Below are 14,336 nucleotides of genomic sequence, written 5' to 3'. Positions count from 1 at the left end.
GTGGCCCACCTGTCGGACGTGGGTCGGATCAGTGGGCGAGCTCGCCGTCGAGCCGCCCGCCCGACTCGCTGAGGTAGCAGTTCGCGCAGAGCGACTCGTAGGTGACGTCGACCCCGTCGATCGCGACCTGGGACCCGTCGAAGACGAAGCGGCCGTCGACCTTGCGCGCGTTGAACACGGCCTTGCGACCGCACCGGCAGATGGTCTTGAGCTCCTCGAGCGAGTGCGCGACCTCGAGCAGTCGCGCGCTGCCGGGGAACGCCTCGGTGCGGAAGTCGGTGCGGATGCCGTAGGCGAGCACGGGGACCTCGTCGAGCACGGCGACGCGGAGCAGGTCGTCGACCTGGCGCGGGGTGAGGAACTGCGCCTCGTCGACGAGCACGCAGCTCACCGGACGCACCATGCCGTCGAGCCGATCCGACTCGGGGTCGGTGGCACCGGCGTCGGCGACCGCGTGCCGGACGTCGTCGTGGGGCGCGAAGACGACGTCCACGGAGCGTGTGACGCCGAGTCTGGAGACGATCTCACGGTCGCCCTTGGTGTCCACCGACGGCTTCGCCAGCAGCACGCGTTGCCCGCGTTCCTCGTAGTTGTACGCGGCCTGCAGCAGCCCGGTGCTCTTGCCGCTGTTCATCGCGCCGTACCGGAAGTAGAGCTTCGCCACTACGCGAGGAACCCGTCCTCGGCGGCACGACGGATGAGGTCCGACTTCTTCGACGCGGGACGGCCGACCTTGCTGTACTTCTCGCGGACGCGGCGGAGGTAGGTCTTGGCGGTCTCGTACTGCACGTTCATCTGCGCGGCGACCTCGTTCGTCGAGTAGCCGGACACGTACAGGCGCAGTGCCTCTTCCTCGCCCGCGCTGAGCTTCGGGCGCTGGTGCGCGCTCGCGCCGGTCGGCAGCGGGCGCCAGTCGCGCTGCGCCGGGGTCTCCCGCGAGACACCCATGACCTCGCGCGCGACGTCCATGACCTCGCGCATCGGCAGCGACTTCGACAGGAACGCGGCCGCACCGGCAGCCAGGGCACGGTCGCGGGACTCGCGGCTGTCGACGCTCGAGAGCACGATGACCTTCGCCCCGGCAGCACGACAGGTGCGCACGCGGGCCTCGATCGACACCGGCTCCTTGAGCTGGAAGTCGAGGAAGACGAGGTCCGTCGGGAAGTTCTCGCTGTGCACCATCTCGAGCCACGTGTGCGCGGTGAGGGCGAGGTCGAAGTCGAAGGCGTTCACGGCGATCCAGCTCGACAGGCTGTCGAGCAGCACCTCGTGGTCGTCGAGGATCGCCAGCCGCACGCGTCGGGTTCCGGGCTGCGGGAGCGGTGGCACGCCCTCCGTGGTCCGGTTCGGGTCAGTGCTGGTCATAGGAGAACCTTAGTGCGAGGGACGATGGTCGGACGGCGACGTCGAGGTCGGGGAAGGTCACGCGGAGCACCGCGAAGTAGGGGTCGAACGTGCGGTGGATGCCGACGTCCGAGTCGTCGACCGCGAGCTCCGTGCGGACCTCGACGCGGTCGGGTGGGGCACCGGGCTCGCGCGAACGGCGGACCGTGGCACGGAACCGCGCGGGGTCCACCGTCGCTGCGCCGAGCGCCGCACGGAGGAACGTCCGGAGCACGGTCCGCTGGTCGGTGTCGAGCGTCGCGATGAGGCCGTCCGGGTCGTCCACCGACTCGGCGGACCCGCCCTCGACGGCGACCGCGTACTCGAGCCACGTCCGGTCGGCGTCCGCGACCATGGCCTGCCGGATGCCGTCCGCGATGGAACGGGCGCGGGCGCGGTCGGCGTCGGTGATCACCTCACGCGTCCGGAGCTCGGCGAAGAACGGGGCGACGTCGCGCGCGAGGATCACGGAGCGGTCCTGCTGCACGCGCGCGGCGATGCCGTCCCGCTCGGCACGCGCCACCGAGTACGAGCCCGCACGGATCTGCACGCGCTCCGCCAGGCCGCCGAAGGTCCACGCGAACACGACGGACGCCGCGGTGAGGACCAGCGTCGGCGCGGCGGCGAGGAAGGCGGCGACGGACACCGGTACCTGGTGCGGGAACACGGCGGCGGCGGTGCCCCAGGCAGCTGCGTCGACCGCTGCCAGGACGAGCCCGCCGACCGCCAGGTCCCGCCACGGCCGGTAGGGCGCGACCGTCACGATCCCGGTGGCGGTGAGCAGGCACATGAAGTCGTTGAGCGCGTTGCGGTCCGGCCCCCACTGCGCCGCGACGCTCGCGGCCGACGCTGCGCCGAGCAGCACGACGTGGAGCACGTACGCCCAGCGCGGGAACGGCGCCCGGAAGGGCGACGACGACGCGATCACGACCGCGCCCGACGCGCCCAGGAGCAGCACCGTGAGGGCGCTGAGCGTCGGGCTGCCGACCACGTCGCGGTCGAACACCGACACGAGCAGCGCCCACAGCACGCCGGCCGCACCGAGCAGGACGGCGAGGGGGCGGGAACCCATCGCGCCGAGCGGGTCCCACTGCTGTGCGGTCCGAGCGCCCCGGACTGCGGCCCGCACCGCGTCGACGCGACTCACCGGGCGGCTCCGCGGTCGGACTCACCCGTGACGGCGTACGACGCCGCGCCGCCGGTCCGTGCGCCGCCGGTCCGTACGCCGCCGGTGTGTGCTCCGTCGGCGCGGGCCGCGTCCTCGCTCGTGTAGGGCACGGTCATCATGACGCTCGTCCCGGATCCCGGCGACGACCACACCTGGACGTCACCGCCGACCCGGCCGATGCGTTCCCGGACCGAGCCGCGCAGCCCCATCCGGTCGCTGCCGGTCTCCTGCTCGTCGAACCCGCGGCCGTCGTCGACCACCATCACCGTGCACGACGAGCCGTCGTCGAAGACGCTGACCTCGGCCTCGTCGGTCCCCGCGTGCTTGCGGACGTTCGCCAGGCACTGCCCGACGGCCCGGAGCAGTGCCGTCGCCGCCGACGGGTCGAGCCGCGCCAGGGCAGCCGGATCACCGGTGACCGCGACCGCGAGCCCCTCCGCCCGGTGCTCGTCCACCATCGCGTCGAACGCGGCACCGGCGAGGGCCGGGTCCGGCTCGGACGTCGGGTCGGACGACGCGAGCCACTGCTTCCCGGTCAGCATCGCGACGTCGGCTTCGACCGTGCGCGCCAGCTGCGGGTCCATGGGGCCGTCGGGAGCGAGCGCGATGGCACCGAGGTGGTTGAGCACCGTGTCGTGCAGGATCGCCGCGGCCTCGGCCTCGACCCCGGCCCGGTAGGCGGACACGTGCTCCTCGCGAGCGGACCGGAGCAGCTCGGGCTGGACGCGCTCGGACCGCGCGGTGTTCCGGCTGGTGAAGAGCACGAGGGCGACCACGAAGCCCAGGGTGACCCAGGCGAGGAGGAGCGGTCGGGGCGGCCCGTCCGCCTGCAGCACCGCGATCCCGGTCGCGAGCCGACCGACCAGGAACCCGCCGAACGACCAGACGACGACGCGACTCGCGACCGCACCGGCCCCGCCCACGAGCACGAGCGGGATCACCGCGAGCGACACCAGGTAGCTCGTCACCCAGCCGGCGGGCACCTCGCGCTGCACGATCGTGGTGAACCACCACGTGCAGACCCCGCCGGTGACGAGGAAGGCCACGGCCGAGCGCCAGGTGCCGAACTGCACGTGCACGCCGATCATCGCGAGCATGGGGAGGAGCGCGAGCACGGCCCCGGCGACCCGCACGTCGGGCTCGGCCAGTCGGTACAGCAGCAGGGTCACGGCGGCGGCGACGACCGATCCGATCGCCGCTGCGTGGAAGGCGCGCACGGTCGACCACGCGTTCACTCGCGGAGCGAGGTGCGTGGGGATGCCGAGCACGGGTCGATGGTCCTTCCGAGAGTCGTCCGGTCGCCGTGTGACGCGACCGTCCCGGGGGCCGGTCGTGTACCCCGAAACGAGCACGATCCGGCGACCCGCTCGATGCTACCGCCGATCACCGACACAGGGTGTCCCCCGAACGCGGAAGGTGGACGCTCCTCAGAACAGGGTCGGTCCGGACGGGCCTCCGATCACGGTCGTCCCGGCACCGCGTCGGTCGAAGTCGGGGTCGGCACGCTTGAGCGGCGACGAGGTCGGGCGGGACTGCTCGTCGAGCGACACCGGGACGCGGTACCCGTTCGTGATGCCCGCGTTCGTGATGACCGACCCGACGAGGGCGCGCGGTCCGGTGTCGCCCGACCCCGGACGCGGTGCACGCGGAGCGGTCGCCGCCGCGGCCCGCTCGCCGGGTACGAGGTGCGCCTGCCGGTCGCTGAACCCCATCGAACCGGTCGCCGGGTCCACCCGGCCGAGTCCGAGACCGTGCGCGGCCAGGATCGGACGCACCCGGTCCGCGAGCCACCGGCGGTAGTCCGCGGGCGCGTAGGTGTTGTCGAGGTACATCGAGCGGTAGCGCGCGACGAGGTCGGGACGGGTCCGCTGCAGCCAGGCCGCCCACCACGGCTTCACGCCAGGACGCAGGTGCAGTGCGGAGTACATGACGCTCGAGGCACCGGCCTCGGCCGCGCGACCGATCGCTTCGTCGAGGTGCGCGCGCGTGTCCGTGATGAACGGGAGCACCGGCATGAGGAACACCGAGCACTCGAGCCCCGCGTCGCGGATCGCCCGGACGGTCGCCAACCGGGCGGCGGTCGTCGGGGTCCCGGGCTCGACCTGCTGCTGCAGCTCGTCGTCGTACACGGCGATCGACATCGCCAGGTCGACCGGGACGCTCCGTGCCGCGTCGACCAACGTGGGCAGGTCACGCCGCAGCAGCGTCCCCTTCGTCAGGATGCTGAACGGGGTGCCCGAATCAGCCAGCGCGCGGATGACCCCGGGCATCAACCGGTAGCGCCCCTCGGCACGCTGGTACGGGTCGGTGTTGGTGCCGAGCGCGACGGGGTGCCGGTCCCACGACGGCTTCCGGAGCTCACGGCGCAGGACGTCCGCGACGTTGGTCTTCACGACGATCTGCTGGTCGAAGTCGGCGCCCCCGTCGAACTCCAGGTACGTGTGCGTGGGCCGCGCGAAGCAGTAGACGCACGCGTGACTGCAGCCGCGGTACGGGTTGATCGTCCACCCGTAGGTGCCGCTGCGGTCGGCAGCCGGCACACGGTTCAGGGCACTCTTCGCCAGGACCTCGTGGAAGGTGACCCCGGCGAACTCCGGCGTGGTGACGCTGCGCACCAACCCGCTGTTCGACTCGAGCCCCGGCAGGGCGTCACCGCGCTCCGCTCCGATCGACTGCCCGCTCCACCGCATGCCCTCATTCGAACACACGTTCGAACCAGGGGCAAGTCGCCCGAGCGGCGGGGCTCAGTGGTGCAGACCGAGGACCTTCGCGGTGTGCTCGAGGGTCTCGTCGGCGAGCTGCGGGTCGGCGCCGAGGTCCTTGCCGTACGTGGGCACCATCGTCCGCACCATCGGGGCCCAGGCTTCCCACCGGTCCGGGAAGCACCGCTGCAGCATCGTCAGCATGATCGGCACCGCGGTGGACGCACCGGGGCTCGCGCCGAGCAGGCCGGCGATCGAGCCGTCGGCCGAGGTGATGACCTCGGTGCCGAACTGCAGCACCCCGCCCTTCTCCGGGTCCGGCTTGATGACCTGCACGCGCTGCCCGGCCGTGATGCGGTGCCAGTTCTCCGGTTCCGCGGTCGGCATGAAGTCGCGGAGGGCGTCGAACTTCGTCTGCTTCGACGCCAGGAGCTGCCCGACCAGGTAGCGGACCAGGTCGAAGTTCGAGAACGCCACGCTCAGCATCGGTCGCAGGTTGTGCGGTCGGATCGACCGGAACAGGTCGAGCAGCGAGCCCTGCTTGAGGAACTTCGGGCTGAACCCGGCGTAGGGGCCGAACATCAGCGACGCCCTGCCCTCGACGATCCGGGTGTCGAGGTGCGGCACCGACATCGGCGGAGCGCCGACGCTCGCCTTGCCGTACACCTTCGCCGCGTGCTTCTGCACGACCTCGGGGTCGTCGGTGCGCAGGAACTCGCCGGACACGGGGAACCCGCCGTACCCGCGGATCTCCGGGATGCCCGACTTCTGCAGCAGGCGCAGGGCCCCGCCGCCGGCGCCGACGAAGACGAACTTCGCCGCGATGCGCTGCGTCGACCGACCGATCTCGTTGCGGACGTCGAGCGCCCACCCCTCGGAGACCTTCGACCGCGTGATCTTCTGCACCTGGTGCGACGGCTCGAACTCGACACCGGCGATCTCGAGCTCGTCGAAGAGCTGCTGCGTCAACGAACCGAAGTCGACGTCCGAGCCGGCGGCCGAGTACGTCGCAGCGACCGGCTGGTCCTTCTTGCGCCCCGGGATGAGCGCGGGCGCCCACCTGCGGATCTGCGCCGGGTCGTCCGAGTACTCGATGCCCGCGAAGAGCGGGTGGCCCTTGAGCGCCTCGTACCGCTTGCGCATGTACTCGACGTTGTCCTCGCCCCACACGAAGGAGATGTGCGGGGTCGGGTTGATGAAGTTGGACGGCTGCGGGAGCGCGCCGGTCTCGACCAGGTGCGCCCAGAACTGCCGCGAGACCTGGAACTGCTCGTTGACGGTCACGGCCTTGGCGATGTCGACGTGTCCGTCCGGCATCTCCGGCGTGTAGTTCAGCTCGCACAGCGCGGAGTGACCGGTCCCGGCGTTGTTCCACGGGTTCGAGGACTCCTGCGCGACCGAGCCGAGCCGCTCGTACACGCGGATCTTCCACGTGGGTTCGAGGCGGTGGATGATGGCGCCGAGCGTGGCGCTCATGATCCCTCCCCCGATCAGGACGACGTCGATCGGGTCCACCTGCTTCACTGCCACACGACGATCCTACCCGCTGCCGCTGGGTCGCCCGGGGGCATCGTCCGGGTGCGGGGCGCTGGTCGTACCCATCGCACTTGCTAGTGAAGTACGACATTCCGGATGTGGCACCATTTCACGGTCCCGATCGACCGTCCCCTCCCGGAGGCCCCACCGTGAACCACCCCCTGCGCGCCCGTCTCGCGCTCCCGCTCCTGCCCGCGGCCGCGATCGCCCCGCTCCTGCTCGGCCCTGCCGCCATGGCCGACCCGCTCCCCTCGCCGCAGCCCGAGCCACGGGCTGCACCCGCTGCGACGCTGGAGGGCACCTTCCACGTCGTCGGCACCACCGGCTTCGTCGCCGTCGCCGACCGCGACGGCCAGCCCGTGCTCGACACCCGCCCGGTCGCCGCCGACACCGCGCACTACCCCGCGCCCGGCACCACCGGTCCGCTCGTCGTCGGGTCGATGTGCGTGTCCGCCCTCAACGGCCCCGGGCTGCCCTTCGCCGTGCTGGTCGACGCCGCCGTCCCCTCCGGCTGTCTCCAGGTCCGCACCACGAGCCCCGCACCCCACGTCGTCCGGTTCACCGCCGACGACCCGTCCTCACCGGCGAACGGCCTCGAGCTCGGCCTGCAGGCGAACGGCGCGCTCCTGGCGCTCGGCACCGCGGGGTCCGACATCGAACTCGTCACCGAGGGCCCCGTCGTCGCACCGACGCTCGACCAGACCGACCTGGCACCCGGTTCCGGCCTCTCGGGCACCGCCACGCCCGGCGCGCACGTCGTCGTCGTCCGCGACGGGACGGTGGTCTGCGAGGCCGATGCCGCCGATCGAGGTGCGGACGACGCCGGACACTGGTCCTGCTCGCCGATCGATGCGCTCACCGAGGGCACGTACACCCTCGAACTGTTCGCCTCGACCCCCGCCGGTCAGCTCGCGCCGCCGGTCCCCGTCGAGGTCGTCGTGTCCGCAGGGCCCGGCGCCGGCGACGGTCCGGACCCCGACCCCGACCCCGGGCACGGCGAGGGCACCGATCCGGGTGACGCACCGTCCCCGGGGGACGGTGCCGGAGGCACGGGCGGCACCGGGACCCCCGGTGAGGCCGACCAGACCGGCGAGCCCAGCGCGGACGGACCGTCGCCAGGACCGGCGACGACCGCCCGGACCGCCGACGCCGCGCCGCAGGGGCGCCTCGCCTGGACCGGCACCGAGGTGACCGGACCCCTCGCCGTCGCGCTCGCGCTCCTCACCGCCGGGACCGGCGCGCTGCTGCACCGACGACGTCGCGCTCGGTCCCGATCCTGACGGTCGGGACGACGGACGGGAGGCCCGTGGCGGTGTCGCCACGGGCCTCCCGTCCGTCACGTGTCGCGTCGGCGACGGCGCTCGCTACGCGGCGACCGCGCGCCGCTCGAGGATCGTCTCGGCGATCTGCACCGCGTTGAGCGCAGCGCCCTTCCGCAGGTTGTCGTTGCTGACGAAGAGGACCAGGCCGTGGCCGTCGGGCGCGGACTGGTCCGCGCGGATGCGGCCGACGAAGGACGGGTCCTGACCGGCTGCCTGCAGCGGAGTCGGGACGTCCGCGAGCTCGACGCCCGGGGCCGTGGCGAGGAGCTCCGCCGCCCGCTCGGGCGAGAGCGGCTGCGCGAACTCGGCGTGCACGGAGATCGAGTGCCCGGTGAACACGGGGACGCGCACGCAGGTCCCGGCGACGAGCAGGTCGGGCAGCTCGAGGATCTTGCGGCTCTCGTTGCGGAGCTTCTGCTCCTCGTCGGTCTCCCCCATGCCGTCCTCGACGATGCTGCCCGCGAGCGGGACGACGTCGAAGGCGATCGGTCGGACGTACTTGACCGGCTCCGGGAAGGTCACCGCCGAACCGTCGTGGGTGAGCGCCGCGGTGTCCTGCTCGAGCGCCGCGCGCGCCTGGCCGAGGAGCTCCTCGACTCCGGCGAGGCCCGACCCGGACACGGCCTGGTAGGTGGTCGCGACGAGACGGCGCAGCCCGGCTTCGGTGTCCAGCACCTTGAGGACCGGCATGATCGCCATCGTCGTGCAGTTCGGGTTGGCGACGATGCCCTTCGGGGCGTCGTCGATCGCGTGCGGGTTGACCTCGCTCACGACCAGCGGCACCTCGGGGTCCATCCGCCAGGCGCTCGAGTTGTCGACGACCACCGCACCCGCCGCCGCGAACTTCGGCGCGAGGGCGCGTGACGCCGTGGCACCGGCCGAGAACAGCGCGATGTCGATGCCCGACGGATCGGCGGTCTCGGAGTCCTCGACGACGATCTCCTCGCCGCGGAACGACAGCGTCGAACCGGCGGACCGGGCACTCGCGAAGAACCGGACGTGGTCAGCCGGGAACGCGCGCTCCTCGAGGAGGCGACGCATCACGGCGCCGACCTGGCCGGTGGCGCCGACGACGGCGACGGTGGTGCTCATGTGGTGCTCCTGCTCGTGGGTCGTGTCGGCGCGGGGCTCAGCGCCCGGTGCCGGCGTAGACGACGGCTTCCTGGTCGGCGTCCAGCCCGAAGGCCTGGTGCACGACGCGCATGGCCTCGTTCAGGGTGTCGGCGCGCGTGACGACCGAGATGCGGATCTCCGAGGTGGAGATCATCTCGATGTTGATGGACGCCTCGTGCAGGGCGCGGAAGAGCGCCGCCGAGACACCGGCGTTGGTCCGCATGCCGGCACCGACCAGGGCGAGCTTGCCGATCTGGTCGTCGTACTGGATGCCCGAGTAGCCGATGTCGGCCTTGGCGACCTCGAGCGCGGTCAGGACGCCCTGGCCCTGGTCCTTCGGCAGCGTGAACGAGATGTCCGTGCGGCCCGTGACCGCCTCGGACACGTTCTGCACGATCATGTCGATGTTGGCGCCGGCGCGGGCCACGATCGTGAAGATCTCGGCGGCCTTGCCGGGGGTGTCGGGCACGCCGACGACGGTGATCTTCCCCTCGGAGAGGTCTCCGGCGATGCCGGTGATGATCGGTTCTTCCACGGTTTCCCCCTCTGCAGGGTTGTAGACGATGGTGCCCTCGGCGTTGCTGAACGAGGAGCGGACGTGCAGGGTGACGCCGTGCCGACGGGCGTACTCGACGGCACGGATGTACAGGACCTTGGCGCCGGAGGCGGCGAGCTCGAGCATCTCCTCGCTCGTGATCCGGTCGACCTTCTTGGCCTTCGGCACCACGCGGGGGTCCGCGGTGAAGATGCCGTCGACGTCGGTGTAGATCTCGCAGACGTCGGCGTCGAGCGCGGCGGCGAGCGCGACGGCGGTGGTGTCCGACCCACCGCGACCGAGCGTGGTGATCTCGCCCGTCGTGCGGTTGAACCCCTGGAACCCGGCCACGATCGCGACGTGCCCGGCGTCGAGCGCCTCGCGCACGCGCTTCGGGGTGACGTCGACGATGCGGGCCTTGCCGTGCTGGGCGTCCGTGAGCATGCCGGCCTGGCTGCCCGTGTACGACGATGCCTCGACCCCGAGGCTCTTGATCGCCATCGCGAGCAGCGCCATCGAGATGCGCTCCCCCGCGGTGAGCAGCATGTCGAGCTCACGACCGGCGGGGATCGGCGTCACGGAGTGCGCGAGGTCGACGAGCTCGTCGGTGGTGTCGCCCATCGCCGAGACGGCCACGACGACGTCGTTGCCCGCCTTCTTCGTCTGGACGATCCGCTTCGCCACGCGCTTGATGCTCTCGGCGTCCGCGACGGACGATCCACCGAACTTCTGCACGATCAGGGCCACTGGCTGGTACTCCCGGGGACGACGGTTCCGCGACGGTCGCGCGGTCTGTCAATCGTAGAGGGTGTTCCGCGGATGTTGCGTGCGAGGCGGGCTCGACGCAACGATCCTGCGCGCACGTCCGTCAGTGACCGACCACGCGTCGGCCCTCGAAGGCGCGGCCGAGGGTCACCTCGTCGGCGTACTCGAGGTCACCACCCACCGGCAGCCCGGACGCGAGTCGCGTGGTGCGGATGCCCATCGGGACGAGCAGTCGGCTGAGGTAGGTCGCCGTCGCCTCGCCCTCGAGGTTCGGGTCGGTGGCGATGATGACCTCGTCCACGGTGCCGTCGGCCAGCCGCGTCATCAGCTGCTGGATCCGCAGGTCGTCCGGACCGACACCGTCGATCGGGCTGATCGCTCCGCCGAGCACGTGGTAGAGCCCACGGAACTCGCGGGTGCGCTCGATGGCGGCGACGTCCTTCGCCTCCTCCACGACGCAGATCACCGACGGCGACCGACGGGGGTCACGGCAGATGCTGCACCGCACGTTCTCGGTGACGTTGCCGCAGACCTCGCAGAAGCGCACCTTCTCCTTGACCTCGGCCAGGAGCTCGGACAGTCGTGCCGGGTCGAACGACTCGGTCTGCAGGATGTGGAACGCGATGCGCTGCGCCGACTTCGGGCCGATGCCCGGCAGCCGACCGAACTCGTCGATCAGGTCCTGGACGATCCCGTCGTACATCAGGCGCCTTCCTCGTGCAGGGCGGTCTCCTCGATGAACTGCGCGCCGAGGATCTCACGGACGACCGCCTCGCCGTACCGACCAGCGACCGGCGTCCGACGGACCTGGGGTGCAGCGGTCCGTGCCGGAGCTGGCTGCGCAGCCGCCTCCTGGGTCGGTGCTGCCTGCGCAGGTGCTGCCTGCTCGGGTGCTGCCTGCTCGGGCGCGGCCTGTGCTGAGCCGGTTTGCGCCGGTGCTGCCTGCGGTGCTGGTGCCCGCGTCGGTCGCTGGCTCGGAACACCCGAGGACGCGTGCGCTCCCGGATCGGGGAAGGGAGCACCGTCGTCGTAGGGCTCGTCGTCGAGCGGGTAGTCGTCGACCGGGACGTCCGGCCCACCGGAGGGTGCGGCGGCCGCGGTACCCGGCGCGGCGGGCGCTGCCGATGCGGGCGCTGCGGCTGCGGCCGGTGCGGGCGCTGCGCCTGCGGCCGGTGCCGGCGCTCCCGGTGCGTCGGGTGTCGGGTCGCTCGGCGCAGCAGCACGGGCTGGGCGTGTTCCGGCACCGCCGAGCGCGGAGGCCGGACGGAGCTGTGCAGCGAGGGCCGCGTCGGCGGCGGGGTCGGAGACCGGTGCGACGGGCACGACCGGTTCCCCGGTGTCGGTCGTCCCGAACGGTGCCGACCAGCCCGGCTCGAGGTGCTCGGGCACGGCGCCGGCGGTCGGGTCGGTCGCCGGGATCGTGGCGACGGCCCAGTCGGTCACCGGAGCGCTGGGCGTGGCCGGCTGCTGCCGTGTGGTCGGCTGCTGAGATACGCCCTGCTGTTGGTTCGCCTGCTGCTGCTGGCTTGCCTGCTGCTGGCTCGCCTGCTGCTGCTGGCTCGGCTGCTGCGGTGCGGTCGGCTGCTGCTGCTGCTGCGGTGCGGTCGGCTGCTGCTGCGGCGCAGTCGGGTGCTGCTGCTGCTGCTGCGTCGGCCCTTCGGCAGTCGTTGGCTGCGGCGGTGCGGACTGCTGGCGCGCGGCCTGCTGCTGGCTGGTGTCCTCCGACGTCACGTGCGGTCGCGTCGGCTGCTGCTGCGACGTCTGCCGACCCGGCTCCGACGCGGGAGCACCGGCCGAGCGCTGCTGTCCCGGCCCACGGGCGACGAACTTCACCCGCAGGCCGAGGACGTCGATGATCGCCGAGCGGAGCAGTTCGCTGACGCTCGTCGCGGGGTCGGACATCTCCTTGAACGACGCCACGTCCTGCTGGCTGGGGAAGGTGAGCGTCAGCACGTCCTCGCGCAGGGCCGTCACCTGGGCCGTGACCACCACGGACCAGGCCGAACGCCGGGCGCGCTGGACGTGCTCGACGACCTGGGGCCAGGCGTCGCGGAGCTGCTGGAAGCCGACGGCGGCGACCGGTCGGACGACCGCCTCGTCGCCGACGGCCGTCCCCTGCCCGGTGGACGACGCGTTCGCGGTGCCCGACGGATCGTGCTGGTGCTGCTCGGTCGGGTGTGCCGTCGTCGTCGCACTCGACGCGCTCTGCTCCGCCGGTCGGCCCGCAGACCGATCGGTCGGGCCGCCGGCCGGACCTTGGCTCGGGGGCGTCGCCACGGCCGCCCAGGAGGCAGCGGCATCGCGCACGGTCGCGCCGGGGTCCCGCGGCTCGGCGTCACGCGCGGTCGTCGGAGCCTGATCGGCGGGCTCCTGGTCCGGTCGGGTCGGCGCCGCTGCTCGGGTCGGGGTCGCGGTCGACGCAGCGGGCTGCGCAGCCGGGGTCGCCGGCGAGGAGCCGGCCTGCGCCGGGGCGCTGCCCGCTCCCGTGCGCGGAACCGGAGCGCCCGCGGAGGACTGCTGTGCAGCCTGCGGTCGTTCGACCGCGGCGGGAGCCTGGTGTCCGCCGGCGTCGCCGACACCGACGCGACGCTCGAGCCGCTCGACGCGGGCGAGTGCACCGCGCTGGGTGTCGTCGACCTCGGGCACGAGCATGCGCGCCGTCATCAGCTCGAGGTGCAGTCGGGGCGACGTCGCACCGGTCATCTCGGTGAGCGCGCGGTTGGCGATGTCGGCGGACCGCGACAGGGCCGTCGCACCGAAGACACCGGCCTGCCGGGTCATGGTGTCGAGTTCCTCGGGAGAGATCCCGCGCAGCACGGCTGCGGCGCTCTCGTTCGTCGCCGCGACGACGATCAGGTCACGGAGTCGCTCGAGCAGGTCCTCGACGAAGCGACGCGGGTCCTGCCCGGTCTGCACCACGCGGTCGACCGCGGCGAAGGCCGAGGCGGGGTCGGCCACCGCCAGCGCGTCCACGACGTCGTCGAGCAACGCAGCGTCGGTGTAGCCGAGCAGGACGACCGCGCGTTCGTAGGCGATCGCGCCGTCCTCGCTGCCGGCCATGAGCTGGTCGAGCAGCGACAGCGTGTCTCGCACCGACCCCCCACCGGCACGGACGACGAGCGGGAGGACACCCGGTGCGACGGAGACCGACTCCTGCTCGCACAGCTGCTCGACGTACTCGAGCATCGTGGCCGGCGGGACGAGCCGGAACGGGTAGTGGTGGGTCCGGGAGCGGATGGTGCCGATGACCTTCTCCGGCTCGGTGGTCGCGAAGATGAACTTCACGTGCTCCGGCGGTTCCTCGACCAGCTTGAGCAGGGCGTTGAAGCCCTGCGGCGTCACCATGTGCGCTTCGTCGAGGATGAAGATCTTGTAGCGGTCGCGCGCCGGTGCGAACACGGCGCGGTCGCGCAGGTCGCGCGCGTCGTCGACGCCGTTGTGGCTCGCTGCGTCGATCTCGATGACGTCGAGCGATCCCCCGCCACCCCGGGCGAGCTCCACGCAGCTCGGGCAGACGCCGCACGGCGTGTCCGTCGGGCCCTGTTCGCAGTTCAGGCACCGGGCGAGGATGCGCGCCGAGGTCGTCTTGCCGCACCCGCGCGGCCCGCTGAACAGGTAGGCGTGGTTCACACGGTTCGTCCGCAGGGCGGTCCGCAGCGGGTCGGTGACCTGCGACTGACCGATCAGCTCGGCGAAGTTCTCGGGCCGGTAACGGCGATACAGGGCGGTGACCACGAACCAAGGGTAGCCGGGACGGCCGACAGCGCGACGCCCTCGGCGACCACCTGTGGAGGGGGCGACGAGGGGCGGGA

Annotated in this window: 11 protein-coding genes; 1 reads left to right on the top strand and 10 read right to left on the bottom strand. The window is 72.3% G+C overall.

Annotation, left to right across the window (positions count from 1 at the left end; all coding sequences use genetic code 11):
• Positions 1–28 precede the first annotated feature (28 nt).
• The 6 genes from PIJ49_RS01000 to PIJ49_RS00975 form a co-directional block, all read right to left on the bottom strand.
• Positions 29–664 (bottom strand): thymidine kinase, encoded by a 636-nt coding sequence (locus tag PIJ49_RS01000; protein WP_066655166.1) that lies wholly within the window; start codon positions 662–664, stop codon positions 29–31.
• Positions 664–1,365: a response regulator transcription factor gene (locus PIJ49_RS00995; RefSeq protein WP_235426346.1), complete on the bottom strand. Its 702-nt coding sequence runs from the start codon at positions 1,363–1,365 to the stop codon at positions 664–666. The genes PIJ49_RS01000 and PIJ49_RS00995 overlap by 1 nt, the downstream gene beginning before the upstream one ends.
• Entirely contained in the window at positions 1,352–2,530 is a 1,179-nt protein-coding gene (locus tag PIJ49_RS00990) for a hypothetical protein (protein ID WP_271825283.1), read from the bottom strand. The genes PIJ49_RS00995 and PIJ49_RS00990 overlap by 14 nt, the downstream gene beginning before the upstream one ends.
• Positions 2,527–3,819 (bottom strand): sensor histidine kinase, encoded by a 1,293-nt coding sequence (locus PIJ49_RS00985; RefSeq protein ID WP_271825282.1) that lies wholly within the window; start codon positions 3,817–3,819, stop codon positions 2,527–2,529. The genes PIJ49_RS00990 and PIJ49_RS00985 overlap by 4 nt, the downstream gene beginning before the upstream one ends.
• A gap of 159 nt (positions 3,820–3,978) precedes the next feature.
• Positions 3,979–5,241 (bottom strand): Rv2578c family radical SAM protein, encoded by a 1,263-nt coding sequence (locus PIJ49_RS00980; protein ID WP_271825280.1) that lies wholly within the window; start codon positions 5,239–5,241, stop codon positions 3,979–3,981.
• 54 nt (positions 5,242–5,295) lie between these two features.
• Positions 5,296–6,783, bottom strand: a complete 1,488-nt coding sequence (locus PIJ49_RS00975; protein ID WP_271825278.1) for a malate:quinone oxidoreductase — start codon at positions 6,781–6,783, stop codon at positions 5,296–5,298.
• Between the two features lie 155 nt (positions 6,784–6,938).
• On the opposite strand from PIJ49_RS00975, the gene PIJ49_RS00970 reads away from it, so the two are divergent.
• On the top strand, positions 6,939–8,069 hold the full coding sequence (locus tag PIJ49_RS00970; protein ID WP_271825277.1) for a hypothetical protein: 1,131 nt from the start codon (positions 6,939–6,941) through the stop codon (positions 8,067–8,069).
• An 84-nt stretch (positions 8,070–8,153) separates the two neighbouring features.
• Here the strand turns inward: PIJ49_RS00970 and PIJ49_RS00965 are convergent, their stop codons facing one another.
• The 4 genes from PIJ49_RS00965 to PIJ49_RS00950 form a co-directional block, all read right to left on the bottom strand.
• On the bottom strand, positions 8,154–9,203 hold the full coding sequence (locus tag PIJ49_RS00965) for an aspartate-semialdehyde dehydrogenase (protein WP_271825275.1): 1,050 nt from the start codon (positions 9,201–9,203) through the stop codon (positions 8,154–8,156).
• A 37-nt stretch (positions 9,204–9,240) separates the two neighbouring features.
• Positions 9,241–10,506: an aspartate kinase gene (locus PIJ49_RS00960; protein WP_066655175.1), complete on the bottom strand. Its 1,266-nt coding sequence runs from the start codon at positions 10,504–10,506 to the stop codon at positions 9,241–9,243.
• Between the two features lie 121 nt (positions 10,507–10,627).
• Complete coding sequence (recR, locus tag PIJ49_RS00955; RefSeq protein WP_066655176.1) at positions 10,628–11,227, bottom strand: recombination mediator RecR; 600 nt, start codon at positions 11,225–11,227, stop codon at positions 10,628–10,630.
• Entirely contained in the window at positions 11,227–14,259 is a 3,033-nt protein-coding gene (locus PIJ49_RS00950) for a DNA polymerase III subunit gamma and tau (RefSeq protein ID WP_271825274.1), read from the bottom strand. The genes recR and PIJ49_RS00950 overlap by 1 nt, the downstream gene beginning before the upstream one ends.
• Positions 14,260–14,336 lie beyond the last annotated feature (77 nt).

This window comes from Curtobacterium uvaldense, from assembly GCF_028307415.1.
Taxonomy (GTDB): domain Bacteria; phylum Actinomycetota; class Actinomycetes; order Actinomycetales; family Microbacteriaceae; genus Curtobacterium.
The sequence above is the reverse complement of the archived record's forward strand: the minus strand, read 5'-3'. Positions and strand labels throughout refer to the sequence as shown.

Bases quoted from the DNA above. Each gene is read 5' to 3' on its own strand.
- PIJ49_RS00980 (WP_271825280.1), bottom strand. From the start codon at position 5,241: ATGCGGTGGAGCGGGCAGTCGATCGGAGCGGAGCGCGGTGACGCCCTG.
- PIJ49_RS00995 (WP_235426346.1), bottom strand. From the start codon at position 1,365: ATGACCAGCACTGACCCGAACCGGACCACGGAGGGCGTGCCACCGCTC.
- PIJ49_RS00965 (WP_271825275.1), bottom strand. From the start codon at position 9,203: ATGAGCACCACCGTCGCCGTCGTCGGCGCCACCGGCCAGGTCGGCGCC.
- recR (WP_066655176.1), bottom strand. From the start codon at position 11,227: ATGTACGACGGGATCGTCCAGGACCTGATCGACGAGTTCGGTCGGCTG.